The organism is Faecalibacterium sp. Marseille-Q3530 (assembly GCF_017377625.1).
GTDB classification, from domain to species: domain Bacteria; phylum Bacillota; class Clostridia; order Oscillospirales; family Ruminococcaceae; genus Faecalibacterium; species Faecalibacterium prausnitzii_E.
The window spans coordinates 1-24,694 of sequence record NZ_JAFREH010000022.1 but is presented as its reverse complement, the minus strand read 5'-3'; the positions used below and the strand labels follow the sequence as shown (position 1 = coordinate 24,694).

Genomic DNA, 24,694 nt, shown 5'->3' with positions numbered 1-24,694 from the left:
CTCTGGGGCCGCGCGGGCCGCCGGGGCCCCAGTCGTCATACGGAGGTCTGCGGCGGCGCCAGCTGCCCAGACCGTAGCCCAGACCAAAGCCGAAGAAGGGGCCGAAACCGCCACCGCCCATGCCATGCCGGATGCCGCTGAAGATCACCTTCAGGGCAAACAGGATGACCAGAACGGACAGAAGCGTCACGAAGGGCGATTGATAGGATGCCGCCGGGGCATCGTAATAGGAATCATTGTAACTGCCCGTATTGCCATTGCCCACCGTGCCGGTGCTGCCGGTCGTGCCACTCAGGGTCACGCCGTAGATGTCGGCAATGGTGCTGGCCACATTCTGGGCACAGGTGGTCACGGCGGCGTCATAGTCGCCCGCCGCAAAGCTGTCCTCCATGGTCTGCGCAATGGCGCTGGCCTGTTTTTCCAGCGTGGTGTTGCGGAAGCCGTCGCCTGTCGCCAGATAATAGTCGCCGTCCGCATACTGCTGGGACTGCATCACCAGAAGGATGAGCACACCGTTGTTGTTGCTGGAGCTGCCCAGCCCCCAGGCGTTGGCGGCCTGCACGGCGTAGTCCTCGGTGGAGATGCTGCCCGTGTACTCCACGGTCAGCACACCGATCTGTGCCCCGCTGCACTGTTCGGTCAGCTGGGCGTTGAGGTTCTCGATCGTCGTGGTGGTGCTGTCGCTCAGGACATTGGCATCGTCCACGACGCACTGGTCGCTGGGCAGGCTGGGCAGCTGGGCCTTGGCCGCAAAGGCAGCAGGCACCAGCGCCGTGACGCCGACCGTCAAAACCAGCAGCACGGCACACAGCCGGGAAGCAAATCGTTTCATCGTTTTCATGCGAAAGGTTCCACCTCCTTGACACCGAACAGGCCCTTCAGCACACTGGCCGGAAAGCCGCCGGTGTCCTTCTGATACGCGTAGACCTTTTCGTTATAGGTCAGGTTGCCGATGATGGTGTCCGCGCTGTTGAACTGGCCGTACTGGCCCTGCACCGCGCCCATCTTCATGGGGTCGGCGGCCTGCTCCTGCAATTTTGCGTAGAGCTGGTCGATGGCCGCGCCCAGGGCGGCATTGTCTTCGTAAATGGCGTGCATCCGGGTCTTGCCCGTATTCACACCGTCCAGGTCGTTGTTGAACACGCTCAGCGCGTCCTGCGCGGCCAGCACCTCGGCGTTGTCGGCTCCCAGCGTATTGCCGCCGGTGGTGAGGATGTTCGCCGCCGTGTTGGCGCGGGTGATCAGCTCTTCGCTCAGGGTGTAGCCGCCATCGGCTGAAACACCGACGGTGTACCACTTGGCGGCTTCGTTGGCCTTGGCCTTGAGCTTGGCCCCGCCAAAGCCGAAGAACGCCGCCAGCATGACCACCACGCTCAGCGCAAGGGCTGCGCCCTGGGTGCGCAGTGCCGCCGGAAGGGCCGCTTCCAGCCCGGCCAGCTTCTGCTGTGCCGGGGTCAGGCGGGCCGTTTCGGTCTTCGGTGCCGCCTCGCGGTAGCTGCCTGCGTCAAAGCCGCCGGGGTTGGGATTCTGATTCTGGGAAAAATCTGCGTTCGCCATCTTAGCTCCGGATCTCCATCATCTTGGTCTTGAGTTCGTCCTCGATGCGGGTCAGCTCCTGCTCGGCCGCCACCCGCTTTGCGCGGCCCTCGTTCTGAATCTTGTTCAGCTCGTCGAGGGTCTCGATGAGGCTCTTGTTCGTCTGCTGCAGCGTCTCGATATCGACCACGCCGCGCTGGGACTCTCTGGCCGTCTCGATGGTGCCCATCTTGAGGGCCTCGGCGTTTTTCTTGAGCAGGTCGTTGGTCATGTCGGTGACGGCGCGCTCAGCCTGCATGGCCTTCTGGGTGTGGGCCAGACCCAGCGCCAGCACCATCTGGTTCTTCCACAGGGGGATGGTGTTCACGATGGTGGACTGGATCTTTTCGGCCATCATGGTGTTGTTGTTCTGCAGCAGGCGGATCTGCGGGCCCATCTGCAGGCTGATGTTCCGGGTCAGCTCCAGATCGTAGAGCTTCTTTTCAAAGCGCTCGCACTGGTCGGCCAGGTCGCGGGCAGCCTGAGCATCTTCGGGCAGGCCGGAGGTCTTCGCCTTGTCCATGGCCTGCTGCAGCTCGTTGGCGCGGACCTCGGCCAGCTTCTTTTTGCCGGCCAGGATATACATGCTCAGCTCCTTGAAGTAGGCCATATTCAGGTCGTACATCTTATCCAGCATCGCGATATCCTTGAGCAGCTGGACCTGATGGCCCTCCAGCATGGACTGAATGTTCTCCACATTCGTCTCGGCCTTGCTGTACTTGGTCTTGAGGTTGTCCAGCTGGTCGCCCTTCTTCTTGAAGAAACCCAAAATGCCCTTCTGCTGTTCTTCGTTGGCGTCGAAGCTCTTCAGCTCCCCGATGAGGTCGGTGATCATGTCGCCCACCTCGCCCAGGTCCTTGGTGGAGACCTTGGAGAGGGCGGCTTCGGAGAAGTCGCCGATCTTTTTCTGGCAGGCGGAGCCATACTGCAGCACCTGCTGGCTGTTGGTGATGTCGATCTTTTCTGCGAAGGAATCCACCATCGCCTGCTCCTCCGGGGTCAGCCGGACTTCCGGTGCGGCGGGGGCGGGGGCTTCCTTCTTCTCCTCCACCCGCGCAGCCGCGGGAGCGGGGGCCAGCGGCAGAGGGGGTACTGCGGGGGCATCGAGGGCAAAATTCAGGGGATTGTTATCAGCCATTGTTGATTCCGTCCTTTCCAGTTCCAACAGCGCCTGCCGCACGGCGGCCTGCGCCGGTCTTCCGTTATAAGCCCTGGCCCTTGAGCATGTTCTGCAGCACGGTCAGGTCTGCCGAGAGGTCCATGCTCTCCGCCGCATAGAGGGCATCGAGCTGGTTTTCAAATGCCGTGGCAATGGACGCCGCATTGTGCTCCACTTCCGCGCGGATGGAAGCGGCGTTCTCGCCCTTGACGCCCTGTCGGGCCAGCCTGGCGTACTGCTGCAGCACATTCACGGCGTCGGGCAGGTAGTAGTTGGCAAACCGACGCACCTGTTTGGCCTTGGCGGGGCTGGCCTCCACCGTCTCCACGATGGAGCGGCCCGCTTTTTCCATCCGGGTCATCGCCGCCGAGAGGTTCGGGTCCGGCAGGGCCTCGTTCAGGGCGTGGAGAGTATCCAGCTGCTTCTGCATCCCGGTGAGCATGGCGTCCACATCGTCCACGCCGGTGTGGAAGGGCACTTCGTGTTCCACTACGCGGGGCGGGCAGATTTTTTTTGCCGCGCCGAGCGCCGCGCAGGCACCGCCCAGCGACACCAGCAGCGCCCAGAGCTGATACACCGGCAGCACCGCGCAGAGCACCACGAACACCAGCGCCGCCGCATACCACGGCAGAACGCTGGGCTTTGAGGTGCGAATGATCTTGCTCATGTTTCGAACTCCTTGTCCGGGAGCCTGCGGCTCCCTGTATGGTTCCATAATAAAGCCTTTTGGGAAAAACGCAAGCGTTTCACGAATAATTTACAGCTTTGAAATCAAGATTTCATGGCTTGCCCTCTCAGTCATCGCTCCGCGATGCCAGCTCTCCCATAGGGCGAGCCCTTGGCAGGCCGGGCAGGTCTGTGCGCTGTCGCCTGCGGCTCCTGCACAGCCGGGCTTCGCGCTCAAGGCAAGATCCAGCGTTCCAAAGCGTTCCCCCAGATCTCTTTCAGCTGGTCGGGGCGGCAGGCGGCGTTGGCGGGGCTGGTGCTGGGCAGCTTGACGGCCGGGATGCCGCTGATGGGTTCCAGATAGTTGGTATAAATTTTATAGGCCGTCGCCCCGTTGCAGAACACCGCCTCGATGGGCGCTTTTGCCAGCAGCCCTGCGATGTCGTTGGGGACCACATCCCGGATGGACGCATCCGACGCCCCGGTGATGGTGCAGCGCTCCAGCGTGTCCCACAACGCCAGCCCATGGCGGAGGATGATCTGCTTTTTGGCCTCGATGTCCTCCCGCGCGGGCACGGCTTCCCCGGTCAGCGCGGCCAGCATGGGCCAGAAGCGGTTCTGCGGGTGGCCGTAATAGAACGCCATCTCGCGGCTTTTCGGGCTGGGCCAGGTGCCGAGGATGAGGGCGCGGCTGTGCGCGTTGTAGACCGGCGCAAAGCTCATTCCGCCACGCCTGCCTTTTCCATCGCGTCCCAGGCCGAGCCAAGGTCGCGGCCGGAGGGCACAGCCTTCGGGCCGTCGAACCAGAGTTCCTCGATGAGAGCGGCCAGGCCGTCCTCCCGCACATCGCCGATGACGCGGTCGGCCGCAGCCTTTGCGTCGGCGGTGCCGTTGGCCATGCAGCAACCGAGGCCCGCCGCCTTCAGCATCCCCACATCGTTGGCGGAATCGCCCGCCGCCACGGCGTCGGCCAGGGTCAGGCCCATCTTCTCACACAGGTCCGAAAGCCCCACGCCCTTATCCATGCCGCCGCGCACGACGTCATAACAGCACCAGCCGTCTCGGCCGACGCCGCCCGTCTGCATGAAGTGCAGGCCCAGGTGGCCGAACTTTTCGTGGAAGCGGGACAGCTCCTGCGGCGGCATGACCACGAAGGCCGCGTGGGGCATGTCGATGAGGTGGCGGTCCTGGTCCTCACCATCCAGGCAGGTCAGGCCGCTTTTCGGCAGGGAATCGTAGAAGCTCTTCAGTGCATCGTACTCGCAGTAGGCGTAATAGGCATCCCGGTAGTTGAACTGCAACGGGTAGTTGTAATCCTCGCAGAAATCCACGAGGGCGTACATTTCCTCGTTGGTCAGCGGGTGTTCGGCCACAACGGTGCCGTTTTTGTCCACGACACAGGCCCCGTTGCAGGTGATGGCGTAATCGAAGCGGATGCCGCCCAGCTGCTCTTTGTTGACGACGCAGTACCCGCGCCCGGTGCTGAGCACGAACCTGCCGCCCGCCGCCTGCATCTTTTTCACGGCCCGGACCACCGCCGGGTGGGGCTTCGGCTCCCCGAAGGGGACCAGCGTGTTATCGAAATCACTTGCCAGAAGTTGATATTGCATGGTGTTCTCCCTTGCTTTTATAATATGTTCCAGTATACCACAAAAAGCCGCCCTGAGCAATTTCAGGACGGCAGATCAAATAATAGATCCGGCTCAGCCCACCAGCAGCGCGACCACGAGCTGGATGCCCACGCCCACGGCAGCGCCGGAGGCCCAGGTCAGGCCGGTGATGAAGAGGTTCTGCTTCCAGGAGGGGTTCGCCCGCCAGAGCACCGCCAGGCCCACGCCTGCGCCGGTGCACAGGCCCGCCACCAGGCTGGAAAAGCGGAGGGCGCCTTCGACGTAGAGCTGGGTCAGCAGAACGCTGGCCGCACAGTTGGGGATGAGGCCCACCAGCGCCGAGAACACCGGCTGGAAGAAGCCCATCTGGCCCAGAACGTCCGCGAACACGTCCTCGCCCACGCCCTCGACGATGAGGCCGAAGAGCAGGCTGAACCCGAAGATGAAGACAAAGATCTCCAGCGTATGGCGGAGCGCGGCCTGCCAGATGGGGCGTTCATGCCCTTCCTCGTCGTCGTGGGTCTCGTGGCAGTCGATCTCATCGGCGCTGCCGGTGTAGCCGCCCCGCAGGGACTTGGGCAGGATGCCGCGGAGCACAAAGTCCAGCACCAGGCCCACCGCAATGGCGTACAGCACCTTGATGACCATCAGCAGCACGAGCTTATCCCAGTACGCCGGCATCGAGATCAGCAGCGGCACCGCCTCGTCGCTGGTGGCGAGGAACACCGCGATGAGGGTGCCCAGCGAGATAACGCGGGAGGCATAAAAGTTCGATGCAATGGCCGAAAAGCCGCACTGCGGCACACAGCCCAGCAGCGACGCCGGGATAGCCCCCCAGCGGCCGCTGCGTTCCAGCACGGCCTCGATCTTCTCGCCATGGCGGTGCTCGACGTATTCAATGAACAGATAGGCCAAAAACAGAAAGGGCAGCATCTTGGCCGTATCGACCAGGCTCTCGCCCAAAACATCCAAAAACAGTTCCATACGGGGTTCTCCTTGCACCGGAACGGCGCTTCAGTTTTGTAAATTGCAAATTGATTGCATTTTCGTGCAAGGGAGATTATACATGGTTTCGGCGCAAATTGCAAGAGGAATTTGCAATTTATTTGCGTTTTTCTATTTTCCCTTTTTGCTGCGTAGGATATGTTCTCTTTTGCGTGCCAAAAGAGAACCAGAAAAGCACCCGCTACTTTCGAAGCGCGGGAGGCACGAATCAAGGGCTGCTCGCCCTTGATAATCCCAAAGAAGAAGGCCCTGCCAAAAAATCGGGCGGTGCGCCAGTCGGCGCAAACGCTTTTCCGATTTTTCGGCAGAGCCGATTTCAATTTCTACTTACCCCTTCAGAGGCACGAAACCGATGAGGTCCTTGACGACCTCGCCGCCGATGATGAGACCGGCGACCGACGGCACAAAGGCATTGGAGCCGGGGACGGAGCGGCGGATGGTGCACTTGCGCTGGGTGCCCGGCGGGCAGATGCAGTGATTCTTGCAGCTGATGGAATCATCCTCGATGGGCGTCATGACAGGCTCCTTGGAGTAGACGACCTTCAGGTGCTTGATCTTCCGCTTGCGGCACTCGGTGCGCATGACCTTGGCCAGCGGGCAGACGGAAGTTTTGTAGATATCCGTCACCTCAAAACGGGTGGGGTCCATCTTGTTGCCTGCGCCCATGGCACAGATGATGGGCGTGCCCGCCTCCTTGGCCTTGACCACCAGCGCGATCTTGCCGGTGACGGTGTCGATGGCATCCACCACATAGTCGTACTGGGTGAAATCAAACTGGTCCTGCGTCTCCGGGGTGAAGAAGGTCTTGTAGGTCGTGACCTTGATGTTGGGGTCGATCTCGTGGATGCGCTGTTCCGCCACATCCACCTTATACTGCCCCACCGTCTTGCGGGTTGCCACGATCTGGCGGTTCAGGTTGGTCAGGCAGACCTTATCGTCGTCGATGAGGTCCAGCGCACCCACGCCGCTGCGGGCCAGCGCCTCAACGGTATAGCCGCCCACGCCGCCGATGCCGAACACTGCCACACGGGAATGGTGCAGCGTTTCCATGGCTTCCTTGCCCAGCAGCAGCTGGGTGCGGGAATACTGATCTTGCATATCGATACTCTCCACTTCTCTGGTCCTGCCGCGCCTGCCCGGCGCAGCCGGTTTTCGGTTGCTTCATCATGCGCTCCCACCGGGGAGCGGGTCACTTTTCCACCTGCACGATGGTGCCGCCGCCCAGGACCACATCGCCCTGATACAGCACCACCGCCTGCCCCGGCGTAGGCGCGCGCTGCGGCTCGTCAAATTCCAGCCGGAACCGGTCCTCGCCCGCCGGGTAGACGGTCGCGGCCTGCTCGACCTGATGATACCGGGTGCGGGCCGTGACCCGCAGCGGGGCCGTCAGCGCCGGGATGGCGATCCAGTTGACCTCCTCGGCGTAGACGATGCGGTCGAACAGGCTTTTCTCCGGGCCGACCGTGACCGTATTTGCTTGCATATCCTTGGCGCAGACATAGACCGGTGCGCCCATGGCAAGGCCCAGACCCTTCCGCTGGCCGATGGTATACCGCACGGCCCCCTTGTGGGTGCCCACTTTGCGGCCTGCCTCGTCGAGGAAATCGCCTGCCGGGTAGCGCTTGCCGGTGAAATCTTCCATGAACTTTTCGTAGTCGCCATCCGGCACAAAGCAGATGTCCTGGCTGTCGTGCTTGCGGGCGTTGATGAAATGCTGCTGCTCCGCGATCTCACGCACCTCGCTCTTGTGCAGTGCCCCCAGCGGCAGGCGGACATGAGCCAGCTGCTCCTGCGTCAGGTTGTAAAGCACATAGCTCTGATCTTTTCCTTCGTCCAGACCCTTCTTCAGCAGCCAGCGGCCGGTGGTCTCGTCCTGCTCCACGCGGGCATAGTGGCCTGTGACCACATACTCCATCCCATGCTCCCGCGCCCAGGAGAGAAGGTGGTCGAACTTCATATACCGGTTGCAGTCGATGCAGGGGTTCGGGGTGCCGCCCGCCTCATAGACCCGGATGAATTTTTCGATGATCTTTTCCCGGAAGTCGGCGGTGAAATCCAGCACCTCATAGGGAATGTCCATCGCATACGCCACCTCGGCGGCATCTTCGATGTCCTTTTCCGAGCAGCAGGTGTGAAAGCCGGACTGGCCCAGCGTCTCGTTGCGGGTGAGCCGCATCGTGATGCCGGTGCAGGCATAGCCCTTCTGCTGCATCAGCCAGGCTGCAACCGAGCTGTCTACGCCGCCGCTCATCGCAATGAGCGCACCGGGGCGGTTTGCATTCTGTGTTTCTGTCATTTTGTTCCTCTTGTTATAACATACAAAAGCAGTAGTATTATACTACCGCACGTCCGTTCGCTTGTCAAGACGCAGCGACCTGCGCCGCTGCGGCCAGAAGTGCCGCTTTCTCATTGGGGAGCTGCCCAGTGAGCACCTGTTCCAGCAGAGCGTCCAGCACCCGGCGCAGCCCCGGCCCCGGCCGGATGCCTGCGTCCATCAGGTCCCGGCCATTCACGGCCAGCTGGTTGATGCGGCAGCAGGCACCGTCCGCTTCCAACTGACGGGCCAGCTCGGCTTGCACAGCAAACTCCGCCACCCGGTCCGGCGCGATTGCCCCACAGAGCGCATCCAACTGCTCTACCATGTGCAGACCATACTTTCCCAGAAGGCGCTTCGTCTGAATCCGTGTCTCTTCCAAAGGAGAGTCGGAAGTTCTTCCGAAGACCGTCCGGTGGGTGGGGCCCTGTTGCCGCAGGCAATGGGGCGGGCAATGGAATGGCCCGATTCGTGTCTGAGGAAGAAGCTCCCGACTCTCCCCCACCAGCGTCGCCACCGTACCGGTCAGGGCGTTGGAGCACTTGAGCCGCTTGAGCGCCGCTCTTGCACCGGCTTCGCCCAGCGGGCACAGCAGTGCAGCCAGCCGGACCGGGACGTGTTCCATGCCCGGTTCCAGCGCGTCAAGGATGCGTCGGCTTTCCGGAAGCTCTGCCGCATCCAGTTCCGGGAAGATGACCGCCAGCACCTCCGCTTCCAGATAGGCCCCCGGTGCCGGAGCCGCCAGCAGGCGACTCAGCTCCTCCGCGATGCGCTCTTCGGACACGCAGTCCAGATGGCGGCAGAGCGCTCTGGCCGCCTGCCCGGTGGCCGGGTCGATGGCAAAGCCGAACCGGGCCGCGAACCGGTAGAGCCGCAGGATGCGCAGGGCGTCTTCCTCGAACCGGCGCTGCGGCTCCCCCACCGCCCGCACGATGCCGGCGGCAAGGTCGTTCTGCCCGCCGAACGGGTCGATGAGCCCTTCTTCGGCGTTATAGGCCATGGCGTTGATGGTGAAATCCCGCCGGGCCAGGTCTTCTTTCACGTCCGGCACAAAGGCGACGTGGTCCGGGTGACGGCCGTCGGAATACGCCCCCTCGGTACGGAAGGTCGTGATCTCGTACAGCTCCCCGCCGTGTTTGACGGTCACGGTGCCGTGCTGCAATCCCGTCGGGATGCAGTGCGCTTCCCCGAACAACTCCAGCACCTGTTCGGGGGTCGCGCTGGTGCAGAGGTCCCAGTCGTGCGGGGTCTGGCCGAGCAGACTGTCCCGCACACAGCCGCCCACCGCATAAGCGGCATAGCCCGCCGCATGGAGGCGCGTCAGCAGGGCCGCTGCACCGGGGTCCAGCGGGAAGGAAATGGTCTCAGCTGTCATGAAGGTTCCTCGTCGTATCGCAAAATGATCTGTTGTCCGTCCACGCCGCATTCCACCGACGGAAAGGCCGCTTCCGCCGCCGGGCGGGCGGCTTCCGGGTCGGTGATGATGGGCGAATAGTGCATGAGCCAGAGCCGCCGCACCCCGGCCCGCGCCGCCAGTTCAGCGTCCTGCCGGAAGGTGCTGTGCCCATACTGTTTCGCCTGGGCCTGCTGCGCATCGTCCGGGTAGGTGGCATCGCAGAGGAGCAGGTCGGCATCCTGTGCGGCCTGTTCCAGCGCAGCGCAGGGGGCCGTATCGCCGGAGAACACGAACCGCAGCCCTCTGCGGGGTGCGCCCAGCACCTGTCCGGGTGCAATGGTTGCCCCATCTTCCAGAGTGACCGGCTCCCCACGCTGCAACATGCTCCACTGCTGCACCGGCACCCCCAGCGCCCTGGCTCTGGCCGGATCAAAGCGGCCTGCGCGGGGCAGGTCCAGCCGGTAGCCCCGGCTGGGGACCCGGTGCTTCGTCCGGAAGGGCAGCAGTTCGGCCCCCACCGGCCAGCCGGGGGCCAGCGCGTCCAGCCGGACGGGGTCGGTGCCCAGCGGCACAGCCCGGATGGCATAGGGCTGGGGGCCGGTCAAGGTGCGGATGGCGCCCCAGACCGGCTCCATCCCCTCGGCCGGGCCAAAGATCGTCAGCGGCCGGGTGCGGTCCTGACAGCCCAGCGTTTGCAGCAGGCCGGGCAGGCCGAAGATATGGTCGCCGTGGTAGTGGGTCAGGCAGATGGCGTCCAGCTTCATCAGGTTGACCCCGGCGCGGCGGGCAGCGGTCTGGGTGCCCTCGCCGCAGTCGAACAGCAGGCTGTGCCCGCCGCATTCGGCCACTGCCGCCGTCAGGGCGCGGTCGGGCAGGGGCATGGTGGCCGCTGTGCCCAGCAGAGTAATGGTCAGCATAAAAAGTCCTCCGTATCGTTTCCCTTTAGTGTACCACACTTCGCCCCGGTGCACAATCGGCGCAGCGGGTGCATAGGCTGGGGCAGATGATGTTCCGGAAAGGAGGATGCCCCATGCAGCGCAAGCAAGGTCCCCGCAGGTCTTCCCACGCTCCCCGTCTGGTGCTGCTGTTGCTCTTCGCCCTGGTGCTGGCCGTGGCGTGCGGGCTGTTCAGCTGCGCGTTCCAGCCCATGATGGCCACCCGCGGGACGATGCTGTTCCTGCCGGGGGTGTAAAAAATTTTCGTGAAATTTCAGATTTTCTCTTGACTCCGGCAACAAGATCTGACCGCATAAAAATAAGCCGCACCTGCGAAGGCGCGGCTTATTTTTATGCTCAGGAAAGCCGATTCAGCCGGACGGCCACATAAGGGTCCGGGAGCTTGAGCTCGTCGGCCAGGTCCTCTTCGGTGTCGTATTTGTCCCCGGCCAGGCCGACGACCACACTGCACACCGCGTATCGGCCGCTGGGCGAAAGGGCGGTGATCTTTGCCTCGCCGTCGGCCACAGCCGTCACGACGCCGTTGGCGTCCACCGTGGCAACGCCCGGATTGCTGGTGACCCAGGTGATGGGCACACTGCCGCCGCTCTCCACGGCCACCGTGGCGCACAGGGCCTCCTGACTGCCTACCGTCTTGAGCAGCAGGTCTGCCTTGTTCAGTGTGACCTTGCCGACCTCGGATGTGACCGTGACGGCGCACCGCAGCGCCTGCCCGTTGGAAGCAAAAGCCGTGATGGTGGCGCTGCCCGGCTTCTGGGCCGTCACGACGCCTTTGTCATCGACCGAGGCGATGTTGGGGTCGCTGCTCCGCCACTGGTACACATAAATAAAGGAATGGTCACTGTTGGTCAGCGTGAGCTGCTGTGTAGGGTGCAGGGCATCGTACTGCTGCACCAGTTCCAGACTGGTCTCGCTGAGGGTGGGTTTCTGCGCCTCGGCCTCCTCCCCCTTGCGGGTGACGGTGACTTCGCAGGCGGCGCGGTCGCCGTGGTCCGAGATGGCGGTGATGGTGGCCTTGCCCACACTGCGGGCCGTCACCTTGCCGTCACCGTCCACGGTGGCCACACTGGGGTTGCTGCTCATCCAGACGATGAAATAATAATCGCTCTGCCCGCCGGTGTAAAGGTAGGCTTTGGGGCGCTGGTCGTCCGCCGTGATCTCCAGCTCCATCTCGGTCACTTCCAGCGCGAGCTTTGCGGAACTGTTCTTCGCGCGGGGCGCTGCCTGCGCCGCCAGCGGCGAGAGGGTCAGCGTTGCCCCCAGCAGCAGGGCACAGAGCACCCGTCCCATCGGGTGAAAAGAATGTCTCATAGGGTCGAACGTCCCTCCTTTTTCGCTTCAAAGAATTGGAGTGCCGCACACAGGTACTTTTTCCGCGTCATGATCGTTCTCACTTTCGTTTCATTGTACACAGGATGCAAATTCTTTTCAAGCCGTTCGCCCTAAGAGTTCACAATTCGAGCCGCTTTTTGTGGAAACGCATAGTTTTTTGCAGCAAAAACTGTGCAAAAAATCCCATCCGGACAATATCTTTATGCCGGTTCCTCCGTATAATACTGGGCCTGCGCGTTCCACAGCTCATAGTATTTTCCGGCGGTGTCGGCCAGCAGGCGCTCGTGGGTGCCTTGCTGGATGACCTCGCCGTGGTCGAAGACGGCGATCTCATCGCAGAACTTGCAGGAGGACAGCCGGTGGCTGATGTAGATGGCCGTTTTGTCCCCCGCGATCTCGTTGAATTTGGCGTAGATCTCCGCCTCGGCCACGGGGTCGAGCGCGGCGGTGGGTTCATCCAGGATGATGAAGGGCGCATCCTTGTACAAAGCCCGCGCGATGGCGATCTTCTGCGCCTCGCCGCCGGAGACGTTCACGCCGTTCTCGTCCAGCTCCTGATACAGCGCCGTGTCCAGCCCCTGCGGCATCGCCGCCAGCCGGTCACGGAAGCCCGCCTTTTGCAGGCAGTCGGTCACGCGGGCGGCATCGTATCCGGTGCAGGCCGCGACATTCTGGCCCAGCGGGAGGGCCAGCAGCCGGAAATCCTGAAAGACGACCGAGAAGATGTCCATGTACTCGTCGTAGCGGTACTTCCGGATGTCGATTCCATTCAACAGGATGACTCCCTCGGTGGGGTCGTACAGGCGGCAGAGCAGCTTGATGAAGGTCGTTTTGCCGCTGCCGTTCATCCCCACCACGGCCAGCCGCCCGCCGACCTTGAACTTCATGTTCAGGTGGCGCAGGGCGTACTGCGCACTGCCGGGGTAGCGGAAGGAGACATCCCGGAACTCCACCGTATACTGGCGGTCGCTCCGCTTTTCGGTGGTCAGGCTGCCCTGATACATGTTGTTTGGCAGGTCGAGGTAATCGAAGATGTTTTTCATATAGACGCCGTTGATCTCCATCTCGGCCAGCATGTTCACAAGGGTGACGACGCCCTGGAACAGGTTGGCGGCCGCACCGAGGTACTGCGTCACGGCATCCAGACCGAACGCCCCACCGCAGGCCTTGAGGCAGACAAAGAGATAGACCAGCCCCATCAGCAGCGCTGACACTGCCGAGGAGGCCGACCGGAAGATCCCCATCGCGCCCCGGCGCAGCCTCGCGAAGGCATCCCACAGACCCACCATATAGCCGCTGACCACATTCTGATACTGGTCGTACATCCGCAGGTCGGGGGCGTTCTTCGGCTCTTCCGGTAGGGTGAGCTGGACGTGGAACATCCGGTTGCCCAGCTTCCCGGACTCCTGCAGCAGCGGCATATATTTGGCCTCCTGCCCCGCGAACACGGGCGACAGGCAGGCGGTGCAGACCATCACGGCCCAGAACGCCGCCAGAAACAGCGGGTGCCCCAGAAAGGCCAGCCGCCCGTCCGGCACCGCCGCGGTGAACAGCCCCCAGCAGAGCACCACGCCGCCCAGAATCTGGAACAGTGCCGTGGCGATCTTCTCCACCTGCAAAATGCAGACCGTGCCGCCCGCACCCGTGAGCCCGGCGTCCTGCTGGATCTGGCTGTACATGTCATAGACCCGCTGGCTGTCCTCATCCACGTAGTCGAGGGACATCTGCTTGTCCATATACGTTCGGGTCTGCCGCCGCCAGAGATCGTCCGTTTCCGCTTCCTTCCAGTGGAACGCTGCCGCGCGCAGAAGGGTCAGCACGGCGGTCGTGCCCAGGGTCCAGAGCACCCAGACCATCAGCCGGTGCGGGTCCCGCCCGCCGGACAGTTCGCCCACCAGCTGGGCCGACAGCCAGACCGTGGCATAAGGGCTCAGCGCCGTGAGGGCGGCACTGGCAAAGGTAGCATAGAAAAACTTCGGCGACAGCTTCCAGAAGATGTTCCACTCCCGCCAGGCGTACCGGCACCCCTGCCGGATGGTGATCGTTTTGTTCGATGCGCTCATGCTTCGTTCTCCTCCCGGTAATACTGGCTCTGCACCTCAAACAAGTCGGCGTAGCCGCCGCCTCGTTTCAGCAGCTCTTCGTGGGTGCCCTCCTCGGCCACCCGGCCGTCCTTCAGATAGAGGATGCGGTCGCAGAAGCGGGTGGAGGCCAGCCGGTGCGAGATGAACAGGCTGGTCTTGCCTGCCGTCATCTCGTTGTATTTCTGGTAGATGTCGTTCTCGGCGATGGGGTCGAGCGCGGCGGTCGGCTCATCCAGCACCAGCACAGGCGCATCCTTGTACAGCGCGCGGGCCAGCATCAGCCGCTGGGTCTGCCCGCCGGACAGCTCGACGCCGTCTTCGTAGACTTCCCGGCCGATCTGCGTTTCCAGCTGTTTGGGCAGGCTCTGCACCTTTTCGGTCAGGCCCGCTTCGTCCAGGCAGTGCCAGACGCGGGCCTCGTCGATGCCGGTGCGGCACTGGGCCACGTTCTCGGCCACAGTGGCCGACAGGACCGAGAAATCCTGGAACACCGCCGCGAACAGCTTGTAATAATCCCGGCGGTTATACGGGCGGATGTCCTGCCCATTGAGCAGGACGCGGCCCTCAGTGGGGTCGAGGAAGCCGCAGAGCAGCTTGACCAGCGTGGTCTTGCCCGCACCGTTCAGGCCCACGATGGCGAGGTTCTCGCCGGGGCGGACGGTCAGGTCGAGCTTGTGGATGGTGTCCTTCTCCGCGCCGGGGTATCGGTAGCTGACCCCTTCGAGCCGCAGCTCATAGGGGGTGTCCAGCCGCTTTTCCAGCGGGAGGCCGTCCTCAAAGCGGAACGGTTCCGGATATTCGAGAAATTCCCGCACGGTGGAGATATCGAGACACTGCTTGTGCAGTTTTGCAAACTTTTCCAGAATGCCGCTGACCCACTGGGCAAAACCGGTGGCCGCACCGAAATAGAGCAGGAATTGCGAGACCGGCAGGCCCTGTTCCAGTGTCAGCCAGATCAGGTAGGCATAGGCCGCGCCGTTGCGCACCAGCAGCAGGGCCAGGTCGATGACATTGGCCCAGAGGTAGGCCGTCTCCCGCCGGAGCAGGAAGCCGTGGTAGAGCCGCATCGTGTTCTCCCAAAGTTCTTCCACCCACTCCCGCAGACCGAAGATACGGATATCCTTGCCGTACTGCCGGTCGGTGGCGACCTTCTGCACATAGGCCAGCCGCTTCACATACCCGGCTTCCTCCTCGCGGTGGCGGTAGCCCCACTCGTTGATTCGCCGGGACGCCAGATAGCTGACGACCGATGTGGCGCAGACCAGCAGGCAGAGCCAGGCGTTCAGGCCGGACAACAGCAGCAAGTAGGCCCCGAAGCCGAAGAGGTTGGTCAGGATCTCGCCCCAGCTCACCCAGAATGCTTCGACAGATTCATTGTTGGTGCTCCCGGCCCGGTCAGCCTTGGCGCTCAGATCCAGGAAGCGCTTGTCCAGCAGGTTCGGGTAGGAGGTGCCGGCCCGCTTGCGGGCCGAGAGGTCCAGGATATCGACCCGGACGTTCATTTTTCCAAAGAGATTCAGTTCGCTCAGATAACTTTGCAGGAAGGTCAGTGCGACCAGCAGCACGGAAAAACCGCCAATGACCGCCAGCAGACGGCCCAGCGCCATCCCCTGTTCCAGAACCCGGAGCACCGCCGGGGCAAACAGCAGCTCCGCGATGGTCCTGCCCGCCGTGACCAGCGCCAGCGAGAGCCCGACCGTGAACACCGTCCAATGTCTGCCCCGCCATGCCACGCCCAGCATATAGGCCGTGATCTGCCAGAGGTCGTATTTTGGTTTTTGCTTCGTTTTGTTCGTTCCCGTTTCCATGTGGGATTCCCCTTTCGTTCGTCTGGGCCTATCCTACCACAAAAAATCGCCCCCGGCACAGATCGGGGACGAACGGTTCATTTTGGGGGATGAATTGCAATGGTTTCCCTCCAATTTCATACTTGCGGGATCAAGATTTCCGTCGTAAAGGCTCCATCCTCGCTGTTGCGGCTGAGGTAGCCGTCCAGTTTTTCGACGATGGCGTCGATGCGCACCAGCCCGAAGCCGTGGCCCTCGCCCTTGGTGGTGGCAAACCGCCCGGCAAGTTTTGTCTGCTTCTGGCTGGCCGTGAAGTTGGTGAACGAGATGTAGAGCTGGGTGCCTTTCATATCCATGTACACCCGGATGAGGCGTTCGGCTTCGGGCAGGGCGGCGCTGGCATCCATGGCGTTGTCGAACAGGTTGCCGAGGATGCAGCAGAGATCCAGCTCGCTCATCTTCAGCCGGACCGGGATATGGGCGTCGATCTGCACCGGAATGTTCCGGCTCTTCGCGAGGGAGATCTTGCTGTTGAGGATGGCATCCGCCATGGCGTTGCCCGTCTTGACCGCAAGGTCCACGGTATTCAGGTCGGTGTCCAGCTGGTCAAGGTAGGCCCGGATGCCTTCCAGATCCCCCTGCGCCGCCAGGACCTTCATGGTCTGGATGTGGCCGCGGTAATCGTGCCGCCAGCCCCGCATCTGGCGGTACATGTTGTCCACCTCTTTGTAATGCGTCTCGATGAGCTCCCGCTGGTAGGCTTCGATGCGGTGATCCAAAAGCCTTGAAAAAAGTTTCAGCATCTGTTTTCCCTTCCTCTGCCTCATGTCCTCTCGATGATGGCCCGGTTCAGCGGCTCATAGCTGCCGCGCGGCAGGGGCAGCACTGTGCCGTCCGCCAGAACGACCTCCTTTTTGGTCACGCGGCGGATCTGCTTCAGGTTCAGGATCATCCCCCGCCCCACCCGGAAGAACTGCTCGTCCAGCTCTGCCTCGAACTCGGCCAGCGTCCGTTTGACGGTATAATCCTGCCTGGCGTGGACGGTCACATAGTTCTGGTGCACATCCAGATACCGCACCTCGTACAGCGGCAGACGGATCATCTCGCCGGAACGTTCGAGGTTCAGGCAGCGCTCGTTCCGGCGGTGCTTCTCCCACGCGCGGTCGAGCACAGCACAGAGCTTTTCGGGGCGGACCGGCTTCATCAGGTAATGGAGCGCGGCCACGTCGTAGCCCTCGGCGATATAATCCGAGTAGCCGGTGATGAAGACGATCTGCACGGCTTCGTTCTCCTGCCGGACCATTTTGGCCAGCGTGACACCGTCTGCTCCGGGCATTTCCACATCCAACAGTAATAAATCAAAGTTTTTATCCTCTGCGTAGCAGAACAGAAACTGTTCCGCCGAGGAAAAGGCCCGGCATTCCAGCGCGACGCCCCGCTGCTCTGCCCAGTGCGCCACGATGCCGCGCACATAGTCCGCATCCGCTGCGCTGTCGTCGCACACCGCTGCCCGATAAGCCATCCTGTTCTCTCCCCTCTGTTATCTTTTTTCCGATTATGACACATTTCCGGTGGGATTGCAACAAAAAAAGAGGCCGCGAACCTCCCTTCGTCATCGCTTGCGCGATGACACCTCCCTCAAAGAGGGAGGCTTTTCCGGCCTACCGCCACGCCAAGGCCCCCTCTCCGAGGGGGCTGGCACGGCAGCGCCGTGACTGGGGGAGTATCGCAGCCTCTTGGGCTGGTTCTTAGTAGTTGTGCTTCTTCAGCTCAAAATAGCTCTGGGGATGTGCGCAGACGGGGCACTTGAGGGGTGCAGACTTGCCGATGTAAGTGTAACCGCAGTTCCTGCACTGCCAGACCTGCTGCTCTTCACGGGCAAAAACCTGATTGTTCTTCAGGTTCTCGGCCAGCTCGCGGTAGCGCTCCTCGTGCTCTTTTTCGATCTGAGCCACCATGGTGAAGAGCGCAGCCAACTGAGGGAATCCCTCTTCCTTGGCCTCTTTTGCCATGCGGGGATACATCTCAGTCCACTCATCGTGCTCGCCGCCCGCTGCCATTTCCAGGCAGGTCATAGTATCGGGGATGGAGCCGCCATGCAGGGCCTTGAACCACATCTTGGCGTGTTCCTTTTCGTTGGCGGCAGTCTCCTCAAAGATCGCGGCCAGCTGCTCATAGCCTTCCTTCTTGGCTACGCTGGCGAAGAAGGTATACTTGTTGCGGGCCTGGCTCTCGCCTGCAAATGCTTCCCACAGGTTTTTCTCGGTCTTGGTGCCCTTGAGTTCCATAATCCATGCTCTCCTTTATTGTTGTGTGTATATGTTTACCTCCGGCTGCAGCCGGGGCGTTCCTTCTGAGAGTATTATAGCAGAATTTGAACTCAAAATAAAGAATAATTCCTATTTATTTTAAGAATTATTTTCAGTTAGTGCTGCTTCAGCGCGCAGACGGCCAGGCTGAGGGCGCTCCATGCGGCCTGATACATCAGCACAGCGGCAACGGACAGGGTGCCGATGCTGCCCGCATAGGTCAGCAACACACCGATGGCCACCGAGAACCAGACCGACACCAGCTGCACCGTGGTGGCAGCCGTCTCGGCGTTCTGGGCCTGCTCGGCGGCGCGGAGACCGCCGATGAGGCTGACGAAGCCCTCATCGTGCAGCATACAGCAGCGGGCGGCGTTCTCCGGCTGCGCCGGGGCGGCGTTCAGGGCGTCGCACTGGTCCTGTTCCAGCAGGGTGATCATGCCCTCCGGCAGATGGTAGGCGTCGGTGATGTGCTTGGCGGTCAGGCTGGGGTCTTTGCAGGTGACCAGAAGGCGGATGTTCTCCTTCTGCAGCACTTCCAGCCCGCGGGCCGCATTCCGCCCGCCTGTGGAGCGCAGCACGAACATGGCGTGGAGATTGCCCGAAACCGCCAGATACAAGATCTGCAAGGTCCCATGCTGGGAGTGCTCTTCCTCGTACTCCGTTTCGGGCACGGGAACGCCCTCCTTTTCCATATAGGCGCGGTTGCCGATCAGGACACGGTTGTTATCGCACCAAGCCGCAAAGCCGAGACCGTAGTGGGTCTCCAGATCCTTGACGGGGTATAGGATGTCGGTGCGATCCTCAATGATCTGGCGGAACAGGCCGCGCAGAGTCTCGCAGCTCTGGTTCAGGATGCTGGCCGCATAGAGGATGGCGCGGTCGATGCGGCCGCCCTTGAAGATGCGGATGTCCTCCAGATTCACGCTGTCCGCAGTGAAAAGCTCGTCGGCGTCCACCTGCACGGTGTCCACGCCGCCCAGTTCTTCGATCGCGGCCCAGCCGGGAATGACCGCACCGGCAGCGGCGGCGCTCTTTTGCAGCCGCAGGGTGGCCAGACCGGCCACCAGCGTGGAGGAGAGCGGAGCGCCCATGCAGAGCATGGCGGTCATGGCCGCAGCCATGCCGTTGAATCCGCCGCCGAACAGCAGGAACGCCAGACCGCTGAGCACCGCAGCCCCCAGCAGGATGTACGACGTCTTGCGGGCGCGGCGCTCACTGGTGCGCTCGCCAAAGCTCTGTTCCAGCAGGACGTCGTCCCACTGGACCGGGCGGCTGAGCAGGACCCAGGGGTCCTTTTCGTCCAGACTGCGGGCAAGCATCCGGATCAGGTCCTTGTCCCTGACCCGGAACGCCCCCTGCAGCCCGGCCGGGTCTTTGGTGGCCAGGTCGTAGCCGTTTTTCACAGCGGCCAGCTGCACCCGGCTGCCCAGCAGGGCCATGAACAGCCCCAGCGCCGCGATGCCGGACAGCAGCGTCCAGCTGGACGTCTGGTAGCTCCTGGCGTTGAGCAGGGCGATGGCGGCTTCCAGCGCCGCACCGCAGGCGGCCAGCGCAGGCATGGTGTCCGCACTGGGGCGGCGGTCTTTTTTCAGGCCGCTCAGACCGTCCCGCAGGACGGGGTAGGCCACGGCTAGCGCCGCAGCCAGCACCAGCAGGTTGGCGGCGTAGAATGCCGCCGGAGCGACGACCGGGTCCAGCGAGGCAATGGGTGCCAGCAGGCCCGCCGCCGTCAGCCCGAAGTGGAGCAGCACCACAGCCAGGATGCCGCTGAGCACACAGCGCAGCGTGAGTTCTGCGCTCATCTTATGCAGCTTCTCGCCCACGGTTTCGGGGGTAGACTCTTCGGCAGCTTCCTCTGCCGGGGCCGCAGGCGTCTCGGCTGCGGATGCTTCGCCGGGCGCGGCTTTTGCAGCCGCTTCCGCAGGCTGGGCAGCTTCGGCGGGCGCGGCATCCGGTGCGGAGACCGGCGCTTCCGGTTCCTCCTCAAGGCCCACCAACGGGATGCTCATGCTGTCGTCCATGCTGGGCGGCGTCTCCCGCGTGGGGGCCGCAGGCGCGGCTTCGTCGTCGCCTTCCCCAAAGAAGCGGAAGGGCTGGGTCGGCTCCGGTCGGGCCTCTTCCGGCTCCGGCTTGCGGGTCCGGTCCTCGGCGAAGACCATCTTCGGCAGGGCCGCGCAGGCCTTTTCCTCGGCCTCCAATGCGGCGGTCTCGACGCCCAGCACCTCCTGCGGGGCGGGCGTGTCCGCTTCGGGCCGGGCCGGTTTCGGAGCCGGGAAGAGCAGGGCCTTGAGCTCCTGCATCTCGGCATGTTCCTTCTGCTCCTGCGGGGTCAGCGGGCCGCGCACATAGTTCTTCTCATATTTCGGCTGCTGCGGCTGCGGAGCGGGCTGCTTTTCGGCAGCCGACTTCCGCTCGGCCGGGGCGGCCGTGGCAGGCTGCACCGGCGGTTCCGGCTCCTCTGCCACAAAGAAGTCTGCGGCCAGCTCCAGATCAGCCTTCGGCTCCGCGGCCTCGTCCTCCCCGCCCAGCCGGATCTCACCCGTCGGCGGAAGTTCCTGCGGCATGGCAGGCTTTTCGGGGGCAGGCTCTGCCTCCTCCTTGGCGCGGCCCAGGATGCGGCCCAGGATGCTGCTTTGGGTCTTCTGCTTTGCAGGCTCCTGCTTTTCGTCGTCCCGGTGCTTCATCTCATCGGGCACCTGCGCCACACTGGTGCTGAAAAAGGTGCGGAATTTTTCTTCCTTGGCTGCGAGGTCCTCCGGGTTCGTTTTTTCAAAGCCGTTTTTACGGGCATCATTCATCGCCATTCGTTGTACCTCCCTGCTCAATCTCTGCGGAGCAGTCCGCGTTTATTCGCCTGCGCGCTGGCTCTGGATCTCATACAGAATGATGCCAGCCGCCACCGAGACGTTGAAGCTGTCCACGCCGGTGCCCTGTGCGGCCATATCCAGCCGCACCACGCCGTCGCAGAGCTTTTTCACCAGCTGCGAGACGCCGCTGCCCTCGCTGCCCAGCACCAGCGCGATGGGGCCGGTGAGGTTATTCTTGCGCAGGGGCACACCGTCCATATCGGCACAGTAGACGAAAACGCCCTGGTCCTTCAGGCGGCGGATGGTCTCGCCGATGTTGGCCACACGGGCCACGGGCAGGCGCTCCGCAGCACCGGCGCTGGATTTGATGACGGTGGGGGTCACGGAAGCGCCGCCTCGCTTGGGGATGACGATGCCGTGGGCACCGCAGAGCAGTGCGCTGCGCATCACCGCGCCCAGATTGTGGGGGTCTTCGATGCCGTCGCTCAGCACGAGGAAGGGCGGCTCCCCCTTCGCCTTGGCCGCTGCCAGCAGGTCTTCCACCGTGGCATACTCGATCTCACTGGCAAACGCAGCCACGCCCTGGTGGCTCTCGGTGCCGGTCATCAGGCGGAGCTTGTTGGGGTGGACCCGCTTGACGGTGGCCCCGGCCTCCTTGGCCATGGCGGTGAAGTACGCCGCCACAGCGGGGGCCATGCCCTCGGCCAGCAGCACCGTATCCACACCGGAGCCGCTCTTGAGCAGCTCAGTCACGGGGTTCTTGCCGTAGACCAGGCTCTCATTCTTCGGCGTGTCTTCCGCAGCGCGGCGGGGGCGGCGCGGCATTTTCTGTTCGTCCATTGTGTTCTCCTTCCATTTATCGAAAAGGGACAGGCCCTTTTTATTTCACTGTTTACGAAATTCGACAGATTGTCATAGTAAAGTATAACATAACCGCCCCGCCTTTGCCATAGGATTCCCCTTTTTTCCCGCCTGAATTTTGTCCCAGTCGGCAGAGAGCAGCCCCCTTGTCATTTTATCGGTATATTTTTTTCGGCAAAAGTTTTCCACATTCGAGCCCATATACACTTTGTAAAACAGGCCTTTCTTTTCCACATGTTGAAAACTCCGTTGAAAGTGTTCAAAAATCAAGCATCTGCGCCCACTTTCCGGGTGGAATTCCACACTTTCAACCGGGTTTTCAACCGTGAGGAAATTTTCCGTGCAGAAGCCGCCGTACTTTTTGTAAAATTCAAGTCGGAAATATGACTATTTTTTGAACGTCTCGTTCCCGCATTTTGCCACAATCTCCAACATCATTTTGACGAACGGGAAACCATGTTGAAAATTTGGATTGATTTTATAGTTTGTTTGGGGTATACTAACCTTACAGGTTCGTTAAGGGATACGCAAAGTCGCATTCTCAAACGACTTTTCACCCCAATAATATGAATTTGCGGAGGTAATGAATAATGTTGGTAAATGCAACCGAAATGCTCATCAAGGCACGCGACGGCCACTACGGTGTGCCCCAGTTCAACATCAACAACCTGGAGTGGACCAAGGCTGTGCTGACCGCCTGCGAGGAGATGAAGAGCCCTGTCATCCTGGGCGTCTCCGAGGGTGCCGGCAAGTACATGACCGGTTTCAAGACCGTTGCTGCGATGGTCAGCGCAATGGTCGATTCCATGGGGATCACCGTTCCCGTTGCTCTGCATCTGGACCACGGCACCTACGAAGGCTGCAAGGCCTGCGTGGAAGCCGGTTTCTCTTCCATCATGTTCGACGGCAGCCACTACTCCATTGAGGAGAACGTGGAGAAGACCAAGGAGCTGGTCGCTCTGGCACATTCCAAGGGCCTGAGCATCGAAGCTGAGGTCGGTTCCATCGGCGGCGTCGAGGACGGCGTCGTGGGCGCTGGCGAGATCGCAGACCCTGCGGAGTGCGCAAAGATCACCGATCTGGGCATCGACTTCCTGGCAGCCGGCATCGGCAACATCCACGGTGTCTACCCGGCCAACTGGAAGGGCCTGGACTTCGAGGCTCTGGACCGCATCCACAAGGCCACTAACAACATCCCCCTGGTCCTGCACGGCGGCACCGGCATCCCCGACGAGATGATCGCAAAGGCCATCAGCCTGGGCGTTTCCAAGATCAACATCAACACCGAGTGCCAGCTGGTCTTCGCTGAGGCCACCCGCAAGTACATCGAGGCTGGCAAGGATCAGCAGGGCAAGGGCTTCGACCCCCGCAAGCTGCTGGCTCCCGGCTCTCAGGCCATCATCGACAAGTGCAAGGAGAAGATCGAGCTGTTCGGCTGCGCCGGCAAGGGCTAAATCCTCTCGCTCCACCAAAGAACAACACAGCGGCCCCGCAACGTTGGAATCTCCAACGCGGCGGGGCCGCTTTTTCTGTATTTGTTTTGAGATTTGACCATGCCCCACGATGTCCGTTCGCTTTTACACCCGTTCTTCCAACCGGGCATCTTTTCCATAACGGTCAAACCGGAGCCACAGAAAGGCCGCACCGATCAGCAGATTCGCGATGGTATAGGGCCAGACCGGAATGCGGATAAAAACGATCGACCCAAGCGCCAGACGCAGGAGTTTTCCGATCTCATAGAGCACCAGAATATAGAGTACCGTAAATGCCACCGCCTTCACCTGATGCTTTCTCGGCGGAAATCCGACCTTCTCCATTGCGCTCCGATAGAGGTAATAAAATCCAAGCACACAAATACACAGCTGCAACAGAGACGCCAGCGTAACGTCGATTTTGAAATCCGGCACGACCGCCAGAATTGAGGGTGTCATCACCAGTGAGGCGACACCGTATCCCCAAAAGCAAAGCACAGAGATCTCAAAGATCAGAAAATCGGGCCAGCGCAGTGGCTTCATGCTCGGCTTCACCTCATTTACAAAGGTTTCGGCGTCCGTAATAAACTGGAACAGCTCGCAGCCCTCTTCATTGGCTCGCATCGCGATGTCGATCAAATCGCTCTGGACGACTTCTACGCCACAGATGTCGAATGTGACACTGCGCAGATAGGCGATCACTTCTTTGAGCTGTTCCTGGCTTTTTTCAGTCAGCATTTTTGTACGCATCCGGTTTGCCTTTCGCAGTGCAAAATACTTATTCATCTGGCTCCTCCTTAAAAATTTTTTCTACCAGCTGGCAGAGCTGGCTCCAATCCTGCCGAAACTCAAAAAGCGCCAGCCGCCCTTCCTCTGTTACAACGTAATATTTCCGACTTGGCCCCTTGGGGGAAGGTCTGCGTTCTACTGTGACCTTTCCCTGTTGTTCCAACCGAAGCAGCAGCGGATACAGTGTGCTTTCGCTCAGGTCTGAAAAACCGACCTGTTTCAGATTCATCACGATCTCATAGCCATAGGTCGGCTCTCTGCTGATGAGTTTCAGAACACAGAACTCCAAAATACCCTTGAGAAGCTGTGTGTTGTTTTCCACCGGGGACTCCTCCTTTCTGCTATTTTGTATTACGTAGTAGCTTGTCTACATTGTATTACATAGTAGTGTTTCTGTCAAGCCCTGCTGCATTCGCATTTGTGCTAAAGATTACACCGCATTTTTGTGCAACAAAAAACGCCCTAAGATTTCTCTTAGAGCGTTTCGATCAAGTCGGCGACTACCTATTTTCACAAGCCGTTTCCAGCTAACTATCTTGGGCACGAGTGAGCTTAACTACTGTGTTCGGAAT

The 24,694-nt window shown here is 61.5% G+C and carries 23 protein-coding genes; 2 read left to right on the top strand and 21 right to left on the bottom strand.

Annotation, left to right across the window (positions count from 1 at the left end):
• The 11 genes from J3350_RS13170 to J3350_RS13120 all read right to left on the bottom strand — a co-directional run.
• On the bottom strand, positions 1-841 hold an 841-nt coding region (locus J3350_RS13170; protein WP_207686943.1), incomplete at its 3' end, for a YgcG family protein.
• Complete coding sequence (locus J3350_RS13165) at positions 838-1,557, bottom strand: LemA (protein ID WP_207686942.1); 720 nt, start codon at positions 1,555-1,557, stop codon at positions 838-840. The genes J3350_RS13165 and J3350_RS13170, both read right to left, overlap by 4 nt.
• A gap of 1 nt (position 1,558) precedes the next feature.
• Positions 1,559-2,713 (bottom strand): toxic anion resistance protein, encoded by a 1,155-nt coding sequence (locus J3350_RS13160; protein ID WP_207686941.1) that lies wholly within the window; start codon positions 2,711-2,713, stop codon positions 1,559-1,561.
• Between the two features lie 64 nt (positions 2,714-2,777).
• Entirely contained in the window at positions 2,778-3,401 is a 624-nt protein-coding gene (locus J3350_RS13155; RefSeq protein WP_207686940.1) for a 5-bromo-4-chloroindolyl phosphate hydrolysis family protein, read from the bottom strand.
• Positions 3,402-3,634: 233 nt separating this feature from the next.
• Positions 3,635-4,123 (bottom strand): DNA-deoxyinosine glycosylase, encoded by a 489-nt coding sequence (locus J3350_RS13150; protein ID WP_207686939.1) that lies wholly within the window; start codon positions 4,121-4,123, stop codon positions 3,635-3,637.
• Positions 4,120-5,010 (bottom strand): HAD family hydrolase, encoded by an 891-nt coding sequence (locus J3350_RS13145; protein WP_207686938.1) that lies wholly within the window; start codon positions 5,008-5,010, stop codon positions 4,120-4,122. Before J3350_RS13145 ends, J3350_RS13150 begins: the two co-directional genes overlap by 4 nt.
• A 93-nt stretch (positions 5,011-5,103) precedes the next feature.
• Positions 5,104-5,994 (bottom strand): putative manganese transporter, encoded by an 891-nt coding sequence (locus tag J3350_RS13140; protein ID WP_207686937.1) that lies wholly within the window; start codon positions 5,992-5,994, stop codon positions 5,104-5,106.
• A 348-nt stretch (positions 5,995-6,342) separates the two neighbouring features.
• Positions 6,343-7,113, bottom strand: coding sequence for a ThiF family adenylyltransferase (locus J3350_RS13135; protein ID WP_207686936.1), 771 nt, complete (start codon positions 7,111-7,113; stop codon positions 6,343-6,345).
• Positions 7,114-7,204: 91 nt separating this feature from the next.
• Entirely contained in the window at positions 7,205-8,311 is a 1,107-nt protein-coding gene (gene mnmA, locus J3350_RS13130) for a tRNA 2-thiouridine(34) synthase MnmA (protein WP_207686935.1), read from the bottom strand.
• A gap of 64 nt (positions 8,312-8,375) precedes the next feature.
• A complete protein-coding gene (locus tag J3350_RS13125) occupies positions 8,376-9,704 on the bottom strand; it encodes a CCA tRNA nucleotidyltransferase (protein WP_242700295.1) in 1,329 nt (442 codons plus the stop codon).
• A complete protein-coding gene (locus tag J3350_RS13120) occupies positions 9,701-10,642 on the bottom strand; it encodes a ribonuclease Z (protein ID WP_207686934.1) in 942 nt (313 codons plus the stop codon). The genes J3350_RS13125 and J3350_RS13120 overlap by 4 nt, the downstream gene beginning before the upstream one ends.
• An 86-nt stretch (positions 10,643-10,728) precedes the next feature.
• Here J3350_RS13120 and J3350_RS13115 point away from each other — a divergent pair, with 86 nt between their 5' ends.
• Positions 10,729-10,917 (top strand): hypothetical protein, encoded by a 189-nt coding sequence (locus J3350_RS13115; RefSeq protein ID WP_207686933.1) that lies wholly within the window; start codon positions 10,729-10,731, stop codon positions 10,915-10,917.
• Between the two features lie 100 nt (positions 10,918-11,017).
• Here the strand turns inward: J3350_RS13115 and J3350_RS13110 are convergent, their stop codons facing one another.
• The 8 genes from J3350_RS13110 to rlmB form a co-directional block, all read right to left on the bottom strand.
• On the bottom strand, positions 11,018-11,992 hold the full coding sequence (locus J3350_RS13110) for an Ig-like domain-containing protein (RefSeq protein WP_242700294.1): 975 nt from the start codon (positions 11,990-11,992) through the stop codon (positions 11,018-11,020).
• 221 nt (positions 11,993-12,213) lie between these two features.
• Positions 12,214-14,076, bottom strand: coding sequence for an ABC transporter ATP-binding protein (locus J3350_RS13105; RefSeq protein WP_207686932.1), 1,863 nt, complete (start codon positions 14,074-14,076; stop codon positions 12,214-12,216).
• Positions 14,073-15,905, bottom strand: coding sequence for an ABC transporter ATP-binding protein (locus J3350_RS13100; RefSeq protein WP_207686931.1), 1,833 nt, complete (start codon positions 15,903-15,905; stop codon positions 14,073-14,075). The genes J3350_RS13105 and J3350_RS13100 overlap by 4 nt, the downstream gene beginning before the upstream one ends.
• A gap of 116 nt (positions 15,906-16,021) precedes the next feature.
• On the bottom strand, positions 16,022-16,687 hold the full coding sequence (locus J3350_RS13095; RefSeq protein ID WP_118553642.1) for a sensor histidine kinase: 666 nt from the start codon (positions 16,685-16,687) through the stop codon (positions 16,022-16,024).
• Between the two features lie 20 nt (positions 16,688-16,707).
• Positions 16,708-17,406, bottom strand: a complete 699-nt coding sequence (locus J3350_RS13090; protein WP_207686930.1) for a LytTR family DNA-binding domain-containing protein — start codon at positions 17,404-17,406, stop codon at positions 16,708-16,710.
• A gap of 226 nt (positions 17,407-17,632) precedes the next feature.
• Complete coding sequence (rbr, locus tag J3350_RS13085) at positions 17,633-18,172, bottom strand: rubrerythrin (RefSeq protein ID WP_118553644.1); 540 nt, start codon at positions 18,170-18,172, stop codon at positions 17,633-17,635.
• Positions 18,173-18,309: 137 nt separating this feature from the next.
• Complete coding sequence (locus J3350_RS13080; RefSeq protein ID WP_242700293.1) at positions 18,310-20,997, bottom strand: cell envelope biogenesis protein OmpA; 2,688 nt, start codon at positions 20,995-20,997, stop codon at positions 18,310-18,312.
• Positions 20,998-21,039: 42 nt separating this feature from the next.
• Positions 21,040-21,840, bottom strand: coding sequence for a 23S rRNA (guanosine(2251)-2'-O)-methyltransferase RlmB (gene rlmB, locus J3350_RS13075; protein ID WP_097792007.1), 801 nt, complete (start codon positions 21,838-21,840; stop codon positions 21,040-21,042).
• 611 nt (positions 21,841-22,451) lie between these two features.
• Between rlmB and fba the strand changes: the two genes are divergently transcribed.
• A complete protein-coding gene (gene fba / locus J3350_RS13070; protein ID WP_118553646.1) occupies positions 22,452-23,315 on the top strand; it encodes a class II fructose-1,6-bisphosphate aldolase in 864 nt (287 codons plus the stop codon).
• Positions 23,316-23,438: 123 nt separating this feature from the next.
• On the opposite strand, the gene J3350_RS13065 is transcribed toward fba, so the two are convergent.
• On the bottom strand, positions 23,439-24,119 hold the full coding sequence (locus tag J3350_RS13065; protein ID WP_097792009.1) for a hypothetical protein: 681 nt from the start codon (positions 24,117-24,119) through the stop codon (positions 23,439-23,441).
• Positions 24,112-24,444 (bottom strand): PadR family transcriptional regulator, encoded by a 333-nt coding sequence (locus J3350_RS13060; protein WP_207686929.1) that lies wholly within the window; start codon positions 24,442-24,444, stop codon positions 24,112-24,114. Before J3350_RS13060 ends, J3350_RS13065 begins: the two co-directional genes overlap by 8 nt.
• Positions 24,445-24,694: the final 250 nt, after the last annotated feature.

Bases quoted from the DNA above. Each gene is read 5' to 3' on its own strand.
- J3350_RS13165 (WP_207686942.1), bottom strand. From the start codon at position 1,557: ATGGCGAACGCAGATTTTTCCCAGAATCAGAATCCCAACCCCGGCGGC.
- J3350_RS13160 (WP_207686941.1), bottom strand. From the start codon at position 2,713: ATGGCTGATAACAATCCCCTGAATTTTGCCCTCGATGCCCCCGCAGTA.
- J3350_RS13155 (WP_207686940.1), bottom strand. From the start codon at position 3,401: ATGAGCAAGATCATTCGCACCTCAAAGCCCAGCGTTCTGCCGTGGTAT.
- J3350_RS13150 (WP_207686939.1), bottom strand. From the start codon at position 4,123: ATGAGCTTTGCGCCGGTCTACAACGCGCACAGCCGCGCCCTCATCCTC.
- J3350_RS13145 (WP_207686938.1), bottom strand. From the start codon at position 5,010: ATGCAATATCAACTTCTGGCAAGTGATTTCGATAACACGCTGGTCCCC.
- J3350_RS13140 (WP_207686937.1), bottom strand. From the start codon at position 5,994: ATGGAACTGTTTTTGGATGTTTTGGGCGAGAGCCTGGTCGATACGGCC.
- J3350_RS13135 (WP_207686936.1), bottom strand. From the start codon at position 7,113: ATGCAAGATCAGTATTCCCGCACCCAGCTGCTGCTGGGCAAGGAAGCC.
- mnmA (WP_207686935.1), bottom strand. From the start codon at position 8,311: ATGACAGAAACACAGAATGCAAACCGCCCCGGTGCGCTCATTGCGATG.
- J3350_RS13125 (WP_242700295.1), bottom strand. From the start codon at position 9,704: ATGACAGCTGAGACCATTTCCTTCCCGCTGGACCCCGGTGCAGCGGCC.
- J3350_RS13120 (WP_207686934.1), bottom strand. From the start codon at position 10,642: ATGCTGACCATTACTCTGCTGGGCACAGCGGCCACCATGCCCCTGCCC.
- J3350_RS13115 (WP_207686933.1), top strand. From the start codon at position 10,729: ATGATGTTCCGGAAAGGAGGATGCCCCATGCAGCGCAAGCAAGGTCCC.
- J3350_RS13110 (WP_242700294.1), bottom strand. From the start codon at position 11,992: ATGAGACATTCTTTTCACCCGATGGGACGGGTGCTCTGTGCCCTGCTG.
- J3350_RS13105 (WP_207686932.1), bottom strand. From the start codon at position 14,076: ATGAGCGCATCGAACAAAACGATCACCATCCGGCAGGGGTGCCGGTAC.
- J3350_RS13100 (WP_207686931.1), bottom strand. From the start codon at position 15,905: ATGGAAACGGGAACGAACAAAACGAAGCAAAAACCAAAATACGACCTC.
- J3350_RS13095 (WP_118553642.1), bottom strand. From the start codon at position 16,687: ATGCTGAAACTTTTTTCAAGGCTTTTGGATCACCGCATCGAAGCCTAC.
- J3350_RS13090 (WP_207686930.1), bottom strand. From the start codon at position 17,406: ATGGCTTATCGGGCAGCGGTGTGCGACGACAGCGCAGCGGATGCGGAC.
- rbr (WP_118553644.1), bottom strand. From the start codon at position 18,172: ATGGAACTCAAGGGCACCAAGACCGAGAAAAACCTGTGGGAAGCATTT.
- J3350_RS13080 (WP_242700293.1), bottom strand. From the start codon at position 20,997: ATGGCGATGAATGATGCCCGTAAAAACGGCTTTGAAAAAACGAACCCG.
- rlmB (WP_097792007.1), bottom strand. From the start codon at position 21,840: ATGGACGAACAGAAAATGCCGCGCCGCCCCCGCCGCGCTGCGGAAGAC.
- fba (WP_118553646.1), top strand. From the start codon at position 22,452: ATGTTGGTAAATGCAACCGAAATGCTCATCAAGGCACGCGACGGCCAC.
- J3350_RS13065 (WP_097792009.1), bottom strand. From the start codon at position 24,119: ATGAATAAGTATTTTGCACTGCGAAAGGCAAACCGGATGCGTACAAAA.